The organism is Serratia sp. OLAL2 (assembly GCF_002752475.1).
GTDB lineage: Bacteria > Pseudomonadota > Gammaproteobacteria > Enterobacterales > Enterobacteriaceae > Serratia > Serratia bockelmannii.
Genome location: NZ_MSTL01000019.1, coordinates 467,470 through 482,865, shown reverse-complemented (window position 1 = coordinate 482,865; position 15,396 = coordinate 467,470). Strand labels below are relative to the sequence as shown.

The following is a 15,396-nucleotide window of genomic DNA, read 5'->3' as shown; positions in this document are numbered from 1 at the left end:
AACGCAGTCTAAAAATAGGCGCGTGGCCGCCGGCCAGGTATCTGCGATGCAGCAGCGGGTGGAGCCGCCACCGGGGGTAATGATGCCTGTCGGCCGGTCAGTTGCCGGATAACTGTTTTGCCGGCTATCCATTCAGTATAGATGTCCGGCAAAACAGACTCGCACAGAGTCAGGGGAGAGCGGTGGAAGAAAAGGGCCGGCAGAACCGGCCCTGTCGTTGGCACCGGGCGGTTTCCCGCCCGGTTGGCGTATTACATCGTTTGAGTGAAGGTACGAGTAATGACGTCCTGCTGTTGCTCTTTGGTCAGCGAGTTGAAGCGCACGGCGTAACCGGAGACGCGGATGGTCAGCTGAGGGTATTTCTCAGGGTTTTCCATCGCGTCCAGCAGCATTTCACGGTTCATTACGTTGACGTTCAGGTGCTGACCGCCTTCGATGGAGGCTTCATGATGGAAGTAACCATCCATCAGGCCCGCCAGGTTGGCTTTCCGCACGTCGTCGTCTTTACCCAGCGCGTTAGGCACGATGGAGAAGGTGTAAGAGATCCCGTCTTTCGCGTAGGCAAACGGCAGTTTGGCTACCGAGGTCAGGGAGGCTACTGCGCCTTTCTGGTCACGGCCGTGCATCGGGTTGGCGCCTGGGCCGAACGGTGCACCGGCGCGGCGGCCATCTGGGGTGTTACCGGTTTTCTTACCGTATACCACGTTGGAGGTGATGGTCAGTACGGACTGAGTCGGTACCGCGTTGCGGTAGGTGCGCAGTTTCTGAATTTTCTTCATGAAACGTTCCACCAGGTCACAGGCGATGTCATCGACGCGGGCGTCGTTGTTACCGAACTGTGGATACTCGCCTTCCACTTTAAAGTCGATAGCCAGGCCGTCTTCGTCGCGAATGGTGGTGACTTTCGCGTACTTGATGGCGGACAGGGAGTCGGCCGCAACGGACAGACCGGCGATGCCGCAAGCCATGGTGCGATAAACGTCACGGTCATGCAGCGCCATCAGCGCAGCTTCGTAGCTGTACTTGTCGTGCATGTAGTGAATGATGTTCAGCGCGGTCACGTACTGCTTGGCCAGCCAATCCATAAAGTGGTCCATGCGGGCCATGACTTTGTCATAGTCCAGCACTTCGTCCATCATCGGCGCTTCTTTCGGGCCGACCTGCATTTTCAGTTTCTCGTCAACGCCGCCGTTGATGGCGTAAAGCATGGTTTTCGCCAGGTTGGCGCGGGCGCCGAAGAACTGCATTTGCTTACCGACGATCATCGGGCTGACGCAACAGGCGATGGCGTAGTCATCGTTGTTGAAGTCAGGACGCATCAGGTCGTCGTTTTCGTACTGTACGGAAGAGGTGTCGATGGACACTTTCGCCGCGAATTTCTTGAAGTTCAGCGGCAGCTTCTCAGACCACAGGATGGTCATGTTCGGCTCCGGAGACGGCCCCATGGTGTACAGGGTGTTCAGGAAGCGGAAGCTGTTTTTGGTGACCAGGGTACGGCCGTCGACGCCCATGCCGGCCAGGGATTCAGTCGCCCAGATTGGGTCGCCGGAGAACAGCTCATCGTACTCAGGAGTACGCAGGAAGCGCACCATACGCAGTTTCATCACCAGGTGGTCGATCAGTTCCTGCGCTTGCTCTTCGGTCAGTTTGCCCGCCTTGATGTCGCGCTCGATGAACACGTCGAGGAAGGTGGACACGCGGCCGAAGGACATGGCGGCGCCGTTCTGGGATTTCACCGCGGCCAGGTAGCCGAAGTAGGTCCACTGTACCGCTTGTTGCGCGTTAGTGGCCGGGCCGGAAATGTCGTAACCGTATTTGGCGGCCATCTCTTTGATCTGAGCCAGAGCGCGGTGCTGTTCAGCGATCTCTTCGCGCAGCTGGATGGTCATTTCCAGATCTTCGCCGTTTTCCAGTTTTTCCTGCAGCGATTTGAACTGGTTCAGTTTGTCGGCCATCAGGAAGTCGATACCGTACAGCGCCACGCGGCGGTAGTCGCCGATGATGCGGCCGCGGCCGTAGGCATCTGGCAGACCGGTCAGCACGCCGGATTTACGGCAATTCAGGATGTCTTTGGTGTAAACGTCGAATACGCCCTGGTTGTGGGTTTTACGGTATTCGGTGAACACTTTTTTCAGCTGCGGATCCAGTTCGCGGCCGTACACTTTGCACGAACCTTCGACCATTTTGATGCCGCCGAACGGGATCAGCGCGCGTTTCAGAGGCGCGTCGGTCTGCAGACCTACGATGGTTTCCAGCTCTTTGGCGATGTAACCCGCGTCGTGAGAAGTGATGGTTGCAGCAACGTTGGTGTCGAAATCAACCGGCGCGTGAGTGCGGTTTTCCAGTTTGATCCCTTCCATAACCTTGTCCCACAAGGTGGTGGTGGCTTGAGTTGCGCCAGCCAGGAAGGATTCGTCACCTTCATAAGGCGTGTAGTTTTTCTGGATGAAGTCACGAACGTTGACTTCATTCTGCCAGTCACCCTTGCTGAAACCTTCCCAAGCGTTGGCTAATTTCTCGTTAAGTTCGGTCATTGTACACCTACCTTTGATTGTGGATTTCTAACTCTGCACGCGGTAACTCACAGCTTAGTGCTGTTCGCGACCCCCGCGCAGATAAATTACCCAGTAAGTCAACCCAACCAACAGGCCGCCGCCGATGATGTTGCCGATGGTGACCGGAATCAGGTTGTCGATGATGAAGTTGCTTACTGTCAGATGAGCGAATTGCTCAGGTACCGCCCCTACGGCTTGCCAGAACTCCGGCGTGGCGAAGTGTTTGACCACGATGCCCATAGGGATCATAAACATGTTGGCGATGCTGTGTTCGAAGCCGCTGGCGACAAACATACCGACCGGCAGCACCATGGCGAGCATCTTGTCGGTCAGGGTGCGGCCGGAGTAGCTCATCCAGACCGCCAGGCAGACCATCAGGTTAGCCAGAATGCCGAGGCAGACGGCTTCGATAAAGGTGTGATGCAGCTTGTGGTCTGCGGTTTGCAGAACATTCAGGCCCCACTGGCCGTTGGCGACCATATACTCGCCGGAGAACCAGATCAGCGCCACGAAGAACAGCGCGCCGACCAGGTTGCCAAGATAAACGTTCAGCCAGTTGGCACCCAGTTGGCCCCAGCTGATGCGGCCGCTGGCCTTGGCGATGACGATAAGTACGGTAGAGGTGAACAGGTCGGCGCCCGATACCACCACCAGCATTAACCCGAGAGAGAAGCAGATGCCGCCGACCAGTTTCGCCAGCCCGAAAGGCACGCCGGCGGTGCCGGTGGTCGCCGTGATGTAGAAAACGAAGGCGATGGAAATGAAGACACCGGCGGTGATCGCCAAATAAAACGTTTTCAGCGGATGTTTGGTGGCTTTATACACGCCGGCATCTTCAGCGATTTTCGCCGTTGCCGCAGGTAAAATCAGATCGAATGGGCTGTCAGTTTTCAAACTAACTCTCGCTCTTAAGGGTTAAAACAACGCAATGAGATACTAGCAAAGCAGTATAGGGGAAAATTTGATTTGGATCATAAGGCGGGGAAGTAGAGCGCCCAAATGACGTGTTTTTTGTGTGGTTTTTATGGTTAATTTATTGATTTTTAAATGAAAACATTTTTTTAATGTTTGCAATTTTTTTTGAATTCACCGGGTGGGCGGCGTGGAGTAAAGTTAAATTTTTAGGCGTTTTGTCGCCGTGCAGCGCTGAAAGTTTAATTGTCGGTTAATTATTATTTCACCGTCCGGTAACAATTGGCGGTTTATTTATTTTTATGGTCGTTTAACCGCCTACTTCCCGGCGAAAAAATAAAACCGAATGCGTTGAAATAAACCGCAAAAATGAAAACGCCGCAACGGAGTGCGGCGTTTGGTAACTGGGGTACTCTCAAAGTGGCAGTATCCCCTGATGATGCTTAGGCCTTGGCCCAGTGGCGGCGTTTGGCCGCCTGCAGCTTCTCGTAGGCCGCCAGCAGCGCCTGATGGGCCGGCAGCGCCTTCAGATCGGCATCGACGGCGAACAGCCCGTTGAAGCGCTCTTCACCGCTGATGGCGGCCGAGGCCGCGTCCACCGCTTCCTGGCCGTACATTTTCACGAACGCGGTGTAGTATTGCGCCGCTTCGCGCTCAGGCTCCTGCGCCAGCAGCAGCAGCGTTTGCAGGCAACGGTAGTAGTTGCTGCGCGCCGGGCTCAGCACCGAGGCGTTGAAGTCCTGCGTCCATTCGGTCCAAATCAGCGCCTGATCCAGATCGCCGCCCGCCAGCGCCAGCATCGACTTCAGCTCGCCCACGCGCAGGGTATGCCAGGCGTTGTCTTTGCCGCTGGCAATACCCAGCAGTTCGCGTACGCGAGTGAAATCGTCCAGCCCTTCGTCGTCCAACTGCTCGATCAGCGCCAGGTATTCTTCCGGCTCCCACTCGCTGCCCGGCAGCGCCAGCAGCGTATCGCGCAGGTGCGCGCCCATGCTGTTGTTGGCCAGCAGCAGGTCTTCTGCCGGGTAGATATCGGACATGCCCGGCACGATGATGCGGCAAGCGTAGACGCCCAGGTGCTCGTAGTCGGCGATGTACACTTCCGCGTCTTCTTTGTCGAAGATGCTCATCAGGGTGGCGAACTCTTCCTGCGTGCTGCCGCTGAAGCTCCAGTCAACGAACGGATAGTCCGCATCCTGCTTGAACAGATCCCAGGAGATCAGGCCGCTGGAGTCGATGAAGTGCGTTTCCAGGTTGGTGTGTTCCGCCACTTCTTCGTCATCGAAGGTCGGTGCGGTGAACACGTCGAGATCTTTCAGGCTGCGGCCCTGCAGCAGCTCGGTTACCGTGCGCTCCAGCGCCACGCCGAAGTCCGGGTGCGCGCCGAACGAGGCGAAGCAGGTGCCGTTGGTCGGGTTGAACAGCACCACGCAGATTACCGGGTAGTTGCCGCCCAGCGAGGCATCATAGGAGAGGATCGGGAAACCTTCCTCTTCCAGTTTGGCGATGGCTTCCACCACGCCCGGATAGCGATTCAGCACTTCGTCCGGGATCGCCGGCAGGCTGATGGATTCGGCGATGATGCGGTTTTTCACATAGCGCTCGAACACTTCCGACAGGCCCTGCACCCGCGCTTCGTTGGCGGTGTTGCCGGCGGACATGCCGTTGGAAACATACAGGTTGCCGATGATATTCATCGGGATGTACACGGTTTGCTGGTCGGACTGACGGGTAAACGGCAGCGCACACACGCCGCGATCGGCGTTACCGGATTGCAGATCGACAAGATCGCTGGCGCTCAGCTCTTGTTGCGGATCGTAGAAGGCGTGCAGACGCTCGTCGAGGATGCCGGCCGGTAGCGTATCGTCCGCCGGGATCGGGAACCATTTCTCATTCGGGTAGTGCACGAAGTCGCCTTCGGCGATCTGCTTGCCCAGATAGAAATCGGCGAAGAAGTAGTTGGTGGACAGGCGCTCGAAATATTCACCCAGCGCGGAGGCCAGCGCGGCTTTTTTGCTGGCGCCTTTGCCGTTGGTGAAGCACAGCGGGCAATCGCGATCGCGAATGTGCACCGACCACACGTGCGGCACTGGATTCAGCCAGGAGGCTTCTTCGATGTTGAAACCGAGGTCGCTCAGTTTCTGCTGGAAACGGGCGATGGAGTCTTCCAGAGCGGCGTCTTTACCGGGGATAAAAGTTTGCGTCATTGTCTTCACTTTTTGCGCGTACTAAAAACGCGCAATGATACGGGGTTTTACGCTGGAGCTCCACGTATTCCTAAAGCGGTGGCAAAGTCACAGTTTTTTTAAGGATAAAGGCCATAATTCAGCGAGTTATCTGTCACGGAGAAATCTAATGAAATCAGTGAAACTCAGCGTGTTAATCCTCTTGTTGACCGGCGTCAGCGCCTCGGCGCTGGCGCTGCCCAACATCACCCTGCTGGCGACCGGCGGCACCATCGCCGGTGGCGGCGATTCGGCGACGAAATCTAACTATACCGCGGGCAAGCTGGGTGTCGAGGCGCTGGTCGATGCGGTGCCGGCGCTGAAAGATATCGCCAACGTGCAGGGGGAGCAAGTGGTGAACATCGGCTCGCAGGACATGAACGATCAGGTCTGGCTGACGCTGGTGAAGAAAATTGACGCCGACTGCGGCAAAACCGACGGCTTCGTCATCACCCACGGCACCGATACGCTGGAAGAGACGGCCTATTTCCTCGATCTGACGGTGAAGTGCGACAAGCCGGTGGTGCTTGTCGGGGCGATGCGGCCGGCGACGGCGATGAGCGCCGATGGCCCGTTCAACCTGTATAATGCGGTGGTGACGGCGGCAGATCCGCAATCGGCCAACCGCGGGGTGCTGGTGGCGATGAACGACACCGTGCTGGACGCGCGCGACGTCACCAAGACCAATACCACCGCCGTGCAGACCTTCCAGTCGCCGAACTTCGGCCCGCTCGGGTATATCCACAACGGCAAGGTCGATTACCAGCGCTCACCGCAGCGCAAGCATACCCGTGATACGCCGTTCGACGTCAGCAAGCTGAACGAACTGCCGAAGGTCGGCATCGTCTACAACTACGCCAACGCCTCCGATGCGCCGGTCAAGGCGCTGATCGCCGAAGGGTACCAGGGCATCGTCAGCGCCGGGGTCGGCAACGGCAACCTGTATAAAACGGTGTTCGACACACTGGCGACGGCGGCACACAACGGCGTGGCGGTGGTGCGTTCTTCGCGCGTACCGACCGGCGCCACTACCGAAGATGCGGAAGTGGACGACGCCAAGTACGGCTTCGTGGCCGCCGGCACGCTGAATCCGCAAAAAGCGCGCATTTTGCTGCAGCTCGCGCTGACGCAAGCCAAAGGCGCGAAGCAAATCCAGCAGATGTTCAATCAGTACTGATCGTTTTCTCTCCTGCGGGGGCCGACCGGGTTCCCGCAGCCATCTCGGCTGAATACAGCATAAAGCACCGCGTTAACCCGCTGAATTTCCCCATGTCGCAGGGTTTTATCGTCCAAACAATCGCGATGGCCGCAGAGCCTGTCATCACCCGGCGCGACCGTTTGCCGCCGGCGGGCGAATAAGCGTTGCAGCCATGGGGCGTGAGTGATAAAACCGATGGGTTGGTTAACGCGAGCGTTAACTTCGGGCATCTTTTCGACAGGTCGCTTTTCTGCGGCGAACAGTGAATGTGGTGAGGGGAAATGACTCAGGTTTATAATTTTAGCTCTGGCCCGGCGATGCTGCCGGTGGAAGTGTTGCGTCGTGCGGAACAGGAACTGTGCAACTGGCACGGCCTGGGCACGTCAGTGATGGAGATCAGTCACCGCAGCAAAGAATTCATCGCCGTTGCCGAGCAGGCGGAACAGGATCTGCGCGATCTGCTGAAAGTCCCCTCCAACTATAAGGTGCTGTTTTGCCACGGCGGCGCCCGCGCACAATTTGCCGCGCTGCCGCTGAACCTGCTGGGCGACAAGGTCACCGCTGACTATATCGACGGCGGCTATTGGGCGCACAGCGCCATCAAGGAAGCAGAAAAGTATTGCACCCCGAACGTCATCGACGTGAAAACCCGCATCGACGGCCTGAGCGGCATCAAGCCGATGAAAGAGTGGCAACTCAGCGCCGACGCGGCCTATGTGCACTATTGCCCGAATGAGACCATCGACGGCGTGGCCATCGATGAAACGCCGGACTTCGGCGACAAAGTGGTGATCGGCGATTACTCCTCGACCATCCTGTCCCGCCCGCTCGACGTCAGCCGCTTCGGCGTGATTTACGCCGGCGCGCAGAAAAATATCGGCCCGGCCGGCCTGACGCTGGTGATCGTGCGTGACGATCTGCTGGGCAAGGCGCGCAAAGAAGTGCCGTCGATCCTCGACTACACCGTGCTGGCCGAGAACGATTCGATGTTCAACACCCCGCCGACCTTCGCCTGGTACCTGTCCGGGCTGGTGTTCAAATGGCTGAAAGAGCAGGGCGGCCTGGTGGAGATGCAAAAACGCAATCAGGCCAAGGCCGAGCTGCTGTACGCGACCATCGATAAATCCGACTTCTACCGCAGCCAGGTGGCCATCGCCAACCGCTCGTGGATGAACGTGCCGTTCCAACTGGCCGATGCGGCGCTGGACAAAGTGTTCCTCAGCGAAGCCGAGGCCATCGGCCTGCAGGCGCTGAAAGGCCACCGGGTAGTTGGCGGCATGCGCGCTTCTATTTACAATGCGATGCCGCTGGCCGGCGTGCAGGCGCTGACCGACTTCATGGCCGACTTCGAACGTCGTCACGGTTGATTCCGTCAGCCCGCCAGGCGCGGGCTGCCTCAGGCTGTTGTCCTTTTGCATTAAAGCGGCTCCGGCATTATTCCGGAGCCGTTTCGTTTATCAGAATTGGAGAGTTTTGTTCACATGGTGGATTCCCTGACGTTACAACCGGTCGCCCTGGTCAATGGCACCGTCAACTTACCCGGCTCGAAGAGCGTTTCTAACCGCGCTTTGCTGCTGGCGGCGCTGGCGAAAGGCACGACCCGGCTGACTAACCTGCTGGACAGCGACGACGTGCGTCATATGCTGAACGCGTTGCAGGCGTTGGGTGTGAACTATCAACTTTCCGCCGATCGTACCGTGTGCGAAGTGACCGGCGTGGCCGGGCCGCTGGTGGCCGGCCAGCCGCTGGAACTGTTCCTCGGCAACGCCGGTACGGCGATGCGCCCATTGGCGGCGGCGCTGTGCCTCGGCGAAGGCGACGTGGTGTTGACCGGTGAACCGCGCATGAAAGAGCGCCCGATCGGCCATCTGGTGGACGCTTTGCGCCAGGGCGGGGCGCAGATTGATTATCTCGAGCAGACCGATTACCCGCCGATTCGCCTGCGCGGCGGCTTCCTGGGCGGCGACGTCACCGTTGACGGCAGCGTCTCCAGCCAGTTCCTGACCGCGTTGCTGATGACCGCGCCGCTGGCGCCGCAGGATACGCAGATCCACATCAAGGGCGAGTTGGTTTCCAAGCCGTACATCGACATCACGCTGCATCTGATGCGTACCTTCGGCGTATCGGTGAGCCACGACAACTACCGGGTGTTCCATATCCAAGGGCGCCAGACGTATATCGCGCCGGGCGATTATCTGGTTGAGGGCGACGCTTCTTCCGCCTCCTACTTCCTGGCGGCGGCGGCGATCAAAGGCGGCACCGTGCGCGTGACCGGCATCGGCCGCAAAAGCGTGCAGGGCGATACCAAGTTCGCCGATGTGCTGGAGAAAATGGGCGCGCGCATCACCTGGGGCGACGATTTCATCGAGTGCAGCCGCGGTGAACTGCACGGCATCGACATGGACATGAACCACATTCCGGACGCGGCGATGACTATCGCCACCGCGGCGTTGTTCGCCGAGGGGCCGACCACCATCCGCAATATCTACAACTGGCGGGTGAAGGAGACCGACCGTCTGGCGGCGATGGCCACCGAGCTGCGTAAAGTGGGGGCGGAAGTGGACGAGGGCGAAGACTACATTCACGTCGTGCCGCCGGCCAAACTGCAGTTTGCCGAGATCGGTACCTACAACGATCACCGCATGGCGATGTGCTTCTCGCTGGTGGCGCTGTCGGATACCCCGGTCACCATTCTCGATCCGAAATGCACCGCGAAAACCTTCCCGGATTATTTCGAGCAGTTGGCGCGCATCAGCCAGCCGGCGTAGTAACCCGTCAAATCGTTTATTTTAAGGCCCCTTTGTGGGCCTTTATCGTTTTTAACCTTCGGCGACCGGCGTTTCTTCTATACTTTTTCGCGGTTGTGCGCTTATTTTCAACAACCGGACAGTTCCAGGGTAACAGATTGCCGTAGGGCAGCGTATAATACGCCACCGTATTTGCCCCTGATTGGGCAGGTGGCAGAGCGCACGGGCTTCGAGTCGAAGCGCGCCGTGTCTCTGTGAGGTTTTCTACCTGAAGGAGAGAGAAATGACGGCTACAGCCCCGGTGATAACCGTTGATGGACCAAGTGGCGCAGGCAAAGGCACGCTGTGTAAAGCGTTGGCCGAGTCCCTTGGTTGGCGTTTGCTGGATTCCGGCGCGATCTATCGCGTGCTGGCGCTGGCGGCGTTGCATCATCAGGTGGATATCACTTCTGAGGAAGCGCTGGTTCCGCTGGCCGCACATCTCGACGTTCGCTTCGTTGCCCAGGACGGCAAGCTGCAGGTGATTTTGGAAGGTGAGGACGTCAGCAATGAGATCCGCACCGAAACCGTCGGCAACACCGCGTCGCAAGCGGCGGCGTTTCCTCGCGTGCGCGAGGCGTTGCTGCGCCGCCAGCGCGCATTCCGCGAAGCGCCCGGCCTGATTGCCGACGGTCGCGATATGGGCACGGTGGTGTTCCCGGACGCGCCGGTCAAGATTTTCCTCGACGCCAGCTCGGAGGAGCGCGCACACCGCCGCATGCTGCAGTTGCAGGAAAAGGGCTTTAATGTTAACTTTGAACGTCTTTTAGCCGAGATAAAGGAACGGGACGACCGTGACCGTAATCGGCCTATCGCGCCTCTGGTGCCTGCTTCTGACGCCCTCGTGCTGGATTCTACCAGCATGTCGATCGAAGAAGTGATCCAGCAGGCGTTGACGTATGCACAGAAAGTGTTGGCGTTGCCGCAGCAATAAGCGCGGCGGCGCTATTGGCTTTTTGTCATATTTGTCATAGCGGTATCGCAATATATCGGGTAAAATTTTACCCCTGTAACCTTAAACCCTGTCGGCATGGAGCCAATGGCGGGGTATGTGAAACAACCCCATTCGGCGGGACGCTAAATGGACGTTAAACTAAAGAACCCTGAAGATTAACAACATGACTGAATCTTTCGCTCAACTCTTTGAAGAATCCTTAAAAGAAATCGAAACCCGCCCGGGTTCCATCGTTCGTGGCGTCGTTGTTGCTATCGACAAAGATATCGTACTGGTTGACGCCGGTCTGAAATCTGAGTCTGCCATCCCGGCTGAGCAATTCAAAAACGCCCAGGGCGAGCTGGAAATCCAGGTTGGTGACGAAGTTGACGTTGCTCTGGATGCTGTTGAAGACGGCTTCGGTGAAACCCTGCTGTCCCGTGAGAAAGCTAAGCGTCACGAAGCTTGGATCACGCTGGAAAAAGCCTACGAAGAAGCTGAGACTGTAACCGGTGTTATCAACGGCAAAGTGAAGGGTGGCTTCACCGTCGAGCTGAACGGCATCCGCGCGTTCCTGCCAGGTTCCCTGGTTGACGTGCGTCCGGTACGTGACACTCTGCACCTGGAAGGCAAAGAGCTTGAGTTCAAAGTCATCAAGCTGGATCAGAAGCGCAACAACGTTGTCGTTTCTCGCCGTGCGGTTATCGAATCCGAGAACAGCGCTGAGCGCGATCAACTGCTGGAAAACCTGCAGGAAGGCATGGAAGTCAAAGGTATCGTTAAGAACCTCACTGACTACGGTGCATTCGTTGATCTGGGCGGCGTAGACGGCCTGCTGCACATCACTGACATGGCTTGGAAACGCGTTAAGCACCCAAGCGAAATCGTCAACGTTGGCGATGAAATCACTGTTAAAGTGCTGAAGTTCGACCGCGAGCGTACTCGTGTCTCCCTGGGCCTGAAACAGCTGGGCGAAGATCCATGGGTTGCTATCGCGAAACGTTACCCAGAAGGCACCAAGCTGACTGGTCGTGTAACCAACCTGACTGATTACGGCTGCTTCGTAGAAATCGAAGAAGGCGTTGAAGGTCTGGTACACGTTTCTGAAATGGATTGGACCAACAAAAACATCCATCCGTCCAAAGTTGTTAACGTGGGCGACGTAGTGGAAGTGATGGTTCTGGACATCGATGAAGAACGTCGTCGTATCTCCCTGGGCCTGAAGCAGTGCAAATCCAACCCATGGCAGCAGTTCGCAGAGACCCACAACAAGGGCGACCGCGTTGAAGGTAAAATCAAGTCTATCACTGACTTCGGTATCTTCATCGGCCTGGACGGCGGCATCGACGGCCTGGTTCACCTGTCTGACATCTCCTGGAACGTTGCAGGCGAAGAAGCAGTACGTGAATACAAGAAAGGCGACGAAATCGCTGCGGTTGTTCTGCAAGTTGACGCAGAGCGCGAGCGTATCTCCCTGGGCGTGAAGCAGCTGGCTGAAGACCCGTTCAATAACTACCTGTCTATGAACAAGAAAGGTGCTATTGTTACTGGTAAAGTCACTGCAGTTGACGCCAAAGGTGCTACAGTTGAATTGGCAGGCGGCGTAGAAGGTTACCTGCGTGCATCTGAAGCCTCTCGCGACCGCATTGAAGATGCAACTCTGGTTCTGAACGTAGGTGACGAAGTTGAAGCTAAATTCACCGGCGTTGACCGTAAGAACCGCGTTGTAAGCCTGTCCGTACGTGCTAAGGACGAAGCTGACGAGAAAGACGCCATCGCAACTGTTAACAACAAACAGGAAGAAGGCAACTTCTCTAACGCAATGGCTGAAGCTTTCAAAGCGGCTAAAGGCGAGTAATGACGGGGGGCGGTTTCTGACCGCCCCGATACGGTAGTTTAGCTGCAAAGCTTGGAGGTACTATGACCAAGTCTGAACTTATTGAAAGACTTGCTGGCCAGCAATCTCATATTCCGGCGAAGGCCGTTGAGGATGCAGTGAAAGAGATGCTTGAGCACATGGCCGCTACGCTGGCCGAGGGCGAACGCATTGAGATCCGCGGATTCGGCAGTTTTTCTCTTCACTACCGTGCCCCGCGTGTAGGTCGCAACCCGAAAACCGGTGACAAAGTTGAGCTGGACGGCAAGTACGTTCCTCACTTCAAACCAGGTAAAGAGTTGCGTGACCGCGCCAATATCTATGGCTAGTCGCTGACTGCTCATAGCGTTGTTGCTTGAAAAGAATATAAAACGGTGCCTTTAAGGCGCCGTTTTTTTTCGCCTGCGGTTCTCCCTGCTCCGCTTAGGAATTGCGCACCGCGCCGCATTTACGATGTGGCTCCTGCATAGATCTCTCTTATCCTGCCATGTTCACCGCATCTTCATTAAAGCCCGCTGGCGGTGACATGTCGGCTGAATGATCCTGCTTGCTTGCCATGACGCGCTTTTGCTCATGGCGGAGCCGATGGGAGAAGAGCGATCAAAATTTCGCTGGATCTGGCGATATTCGCCGTTATCTGCGGCATCCTGCCGCTGCTGGTTTTACCGCAGTTGCCTGAGCAATGGCAGCTGTGGCCGATGCTGCTTGTTGCCGGTTTACTGCTGCGCATCCGTTGGCCGTTTTGCCGTTATTTGGCCTGCCTGGGATTGGGGTTCGCGTGGGCGGTTTTCAACGCCGGAAGCCTGATCGGGCAAATGGAGCGTTTGAGCCGCGGGCCGGAAGTGACGGCGGTGGTGCAGGTAAGTAGCATCGCGTTGAATCCGGCCGCCAGCACGCAGACGCTAATGCGCATCGAGCGGATCGATGGCCATTGGCTGGCGCCTGCATTGGCGTTTACCTCGCTATGGGCCCCGGAACAGCAGCGGCTGTGCGCCGGGCAGCGTTGGCAATTGAAACTGCGCTTGCGGCCGGTGCATGGCAAACTCAATGAAGGCGGCTTCGACAGCCAACGTTGGGCGATCGCGCAGCGCCAGCCGTTAACTGGCCAAGTCAGGCAGGCTCGTTTGCTGGATGGCGATTGCGGCCTACGCCAGCGTATAATCAGCCATGCGGAAACCAATATCGGCGAGCTGCGTTACAAGGCAGTATTGCTGGCGTTGGCATTTGGGGAGCGAACCGCACTGGAGCAGGCTTTACGCATGCTGATGTTGAAAACCGGCATCGCGCACTTGATGGCAATCTCAGGGTTGCATGTGGCGATGGTCGCCATCTTGTTCTGGGTTACATTGCGTGCGCTGCAGCTTTTTCTTCCTTCTCATCTAATTGGCTATCGCTTTCCGCTGGTCGCGGGCTGGCTGGCGACGCTGATCTATGTCTGGTTGGTAGGCGCCCAGCCGCCGGCGGTGCGCACCGCGTTGGCGATGACGCTGTGGATGCTGCTGCGCTTGCGCGGCGTCCATTGTTCTTCTTGGCAAGTGTGGCTGTGGTGTGTCGGGCTTATTTTACTGTGCGATCCGCTGGCGGTCTTGTCAGACAGTTTCTGGCTGTCGGTACTGGCGGTGGGGTGCCTGATTTTTTGGTTCGAATGGGCACCGCTCGGCGAGCGATTCCGATCGGCCTGGTATTGGGCACCGGTGCGTTGGCTGCATATTCAGCTCGGTATGACGTTGCTGCTGGTGCCGATGCAGGCCGCGCTGTTTCTGGGCCTGACGCTGACCTCGCTGCCGGCCAATTTGTGGGCGGTACCGATTGTCTCATTGGTGACGGTGCCGCTGATTTTGCTGGCGGTGATGTTCGGTTTCTTCCCCTCGTTAAGCTACGGACTATGGTGGCTGGCGGACTTCACGCTGCAGTGGGTATTTGTACCTCTGAATTACCTGCAACGTGGTTGGGTGGATTTGGGGGCGGCTTCGCTGTTGGCCAGCGCGGCGGGATGGCTCATCGTCGTCTGTTGGCGCTTTCATTGGTGGTGGCGTTATGCGTCGGGACTGGCGACGATAGCGATATGCTGCGTGCTGTGGCGGGAAAAAGAACCGACTTACCGCTGGCGAGTCGATATGCTTGATGTCGGGCACGGTTTGGCGGTGGTCATTGAACAAAACGGTAAGGGAGTACTGTATGATACCGGCGATCGTTGGCCGGGTGGCAGTGCCGCCGAGCGGCATATTTTGCCAATGCTGAACTGGCGGGGTATTGAACTGGAACAGATCATTATCAGCCATGACCACCTCGATCATACCGGTGGGGCACCTGCTGTGCGGCGGGTGTTTCCACAGGCTACGGTGCGCAGCCCGATGCGCGGGGAGGGGCACTTGCCCTGCGTCGCCGGTGAGCGCTGGCGCTGGCAGGCGTTGCAATTCGAGGTGCTGTGGCCGCCGAAAACGCGTAAAAAGCCGGGCAATGACGACTCTTGCGTGATCCGTATCGACGACGGGAAATACAGCCTGTTGCTCACCGGCGATGCGGAAAAAAAAGCGGAGGCGCAGCTGCTCCGGTTACGGCGCGATCGCTTGGCGGCTACGGTGTTGCAGGTGGGGCACCATGGCAGCAGAACCTCCTCCACGCCGCCGTTTCTGCGCGCGATCAATCCTCAGGCGGCATTGGCGTCAGCATCTCGTTACAACAAATGGCGTTTGCCGGCGCGCAAAGTGGTCGCCAGATACCGGGCAAATGGCATTATATGGCGCGATACGACGCGCTCCGGCCAGTTATCGGTACTTTTTTTCGACAATGATTGGCAAATTAAAGGCTTTCGCGAACAATTAATGCCCCGTTGGTACCATCAGCGGTTTGGCGTAGAGGGTGATAATGAGTAAAATAGGCCGCTATTTCTTCCGATGCTGGTATTTG

10 protein-coding genes are annotated in these 15,396 nt (G+C 57.4%); 7 read left to right on the top strand and 3 right to left on the bottom strand.

The window, feature by feature from the left end:
* Positions 1 to 251: 251 nt before the first annotated feature.
* From pflB to ycaO, 3 genes are all read right to left on the bottom strand, one after another.
* Positions 252 to 2,534 (bottom strand): formate C-acetyltransferase, encoded by a 2,283-nt coding sequence (gene pflB / locus BVU99_RS19670; RefSeq protein WP_025302272.1) that lies wholly within the window; start codon positions 2,532 to 2,534, stop codon positions 252 to 254.
* A gap of 54 nt (positions 2,535 to 2,588) precedes the next feature.
* A complete protein-coding gene (gene focA / locus BVU99_RS19665) occupies positions 2,589 to 3,449 on the bottom strand; it encodes a formate transporter FocA (protein WP_019454548.1) in 861 nt (286 codons plus the stop codon).
* A gap of 461 nt (positions 3,450 to 3,910) precedes the next feature.
* Complete coding sequence (ycaO, locus tag BVU99_RS19660; RefSeq protein WP_043137692.1) at positions 3,911 to 5,674, bottom strand: 30S ribosomal protein S12 methylthiotransferase accessory factor YcaO; 1,764 nt, start codon at positions 5,672 to 5,674, stop codon at positions 3,911 to 3,913.
* A gap of 148 nt (positions 5,675 to 5,822) precedes the next feature.
* On the opposite strand from ycaO, the gene ansB reads away from it, so the two are divergent.
* From ansB to BVU99_RS19625, 7 genes are all read left to right on the top strand, one after another.
* Positions 5,823 to 6,869 (top strand): L-asparaginase 2, encoded by a 1,047-nt coding sequence (gene ansB / locus BVU99_RS19655; protein WP_089195719.1) that lies wholly within the window; start codon positions 5,823 to 5,825, stop codon positions 6,867 to 6,869.
* Positions 6,870 to 7,171: 302 nt separating this feature from the next.
* Positions 7,172 to 8,257: a 3-phosphoserine/phosphohydroxythreonine transaminase gene (gene serC, locus BVU99_RS19650; protein WP_025302275.1), complete on the top strand. Its 1,086-nt coding sequence runs from the start codon at positions 7,172 to 7,174 to the stop codon at positions 8,255 to 8,257.
* A gap of 114 nt (positions 8,258 to 8,371) precedes the next feature.
* The gene (aroA, locus tag BVU99_RS19645; RefSeq protein WP_043137680.1) at positions 8,372 to 9,658 is read left to right on the top strand and encodes a 3-phosphoshikimate 1-carboxyvinyltransferase; all 1,287 of its coding nucleotides are present in this window, start codon (positions 8,372 to 8,374) and stop codon (positions 9,656 to 9,658) included.
* Positions 9,659 to 9,920: 262 nt separating this feature from the next.
* Positions 9,921 to 10,610, top strand: a complete 690-nt coding sequence (cmk, locus tag BVU99_RS19640; RefSeq protein ID WP_028127992.1) for a (d)CMP kinase — start codon at positions 9,921 to 9,923, stop codon at positions 10,608 to 10,610.
* 184 nt (positions 10,611 to 10,794) lie between these two features.
* The gene (rpsA, locus tag BVU99_RS19635; RefSeq protein WP_004928267.1) at positions 10,795 to 12,468 is read left to right on the top strand and encodes a 30S ribosomal protein S1; all 1,674 of its coding nucleotides are present in this window, start codon (positions 10,795 to 10,797) and stop codon (positions 12,466 to 12,468) included.
* A 62-nt stretch (positions 12,469 to 12,530) separates the two neighbouring features.
* The gene (gene ihfB, locus BVU99_RS19630; protein WP_004928264.1) at positions 12,531 to 12,815 is read left to right on the top strand and encodes an integration host factor subunit beta; all 285 of its coding nucleotides are present in this window, start codon (positions 12,531 to 12,533) and stop codon (positions 12,813 to 12,815) included.
* Between the two features lie 282 nt (positions 12,816 to 13,097).
* Positions 13,098 to 15,362, top strand: a complete 2,265-nt coding sequence (locus tag BVU99_RS19625; protein ID WP_049208018.1) for a ComEC family protein — start codon at positions 13,098 to 13,100, stop codon at positions 15,360 to 15,362.
* Positions 15,363 to 15,396: the final 34 nt, after the last annotated feature.

Coding starts and splice junctions, on each gene's coding strand:
- rpsA (WP_004928267.1), top strand. CDS start 10,795: ATGACTGAATCTTTCGCTCAACTCTTTGAAGAATCCTTAAAAGAAATC.
- ycaO (WP_043137692.1), bottom strand. CDS start 5,674: ATGACGCAAACTTTTATCCCCGGTAAAGACGCCGCTCTGGAAGACTCC.
- ansB (WP_089195719.1), top strand. CDS start 5,823: ATGAAATCAGTGAAACTCAGCGTGTTAATCCTCTTGTTGACCGGCGTC.
- aroA (WP_043137680.1), top strand. CDS start 8,372: ATGGTGGATTCCCTGACGTTACAACCGGTCGCCCTGGTCAATGGCACC.
- ihfB (WP_004928264.1), top strand. CDS start 12,531: ATGACCAAGTCTGAACTTATTGAAAGACTTGCTGGCCAGCAATCTCAT.
- serC (WP_025302275.1), top strand. CDS start 7,172: ATGACTCAGGTTTATAATTTTAGCTCTGGCCCGGCGATGCTGCCGGTG.
- cmk (WP_028127992.1), top strand. CDS start 9,921: ATGACGGCTACAGCCCCGGTGATAACCGTTGATGGACCAAGTGGCGCA.
- pflB (WP_025302272.1), bottom strand. CDS start 2,534: ATGACCGAACTTAACGAGAAATTAGCCAACGCTTGGGAAGGTTTCAGC.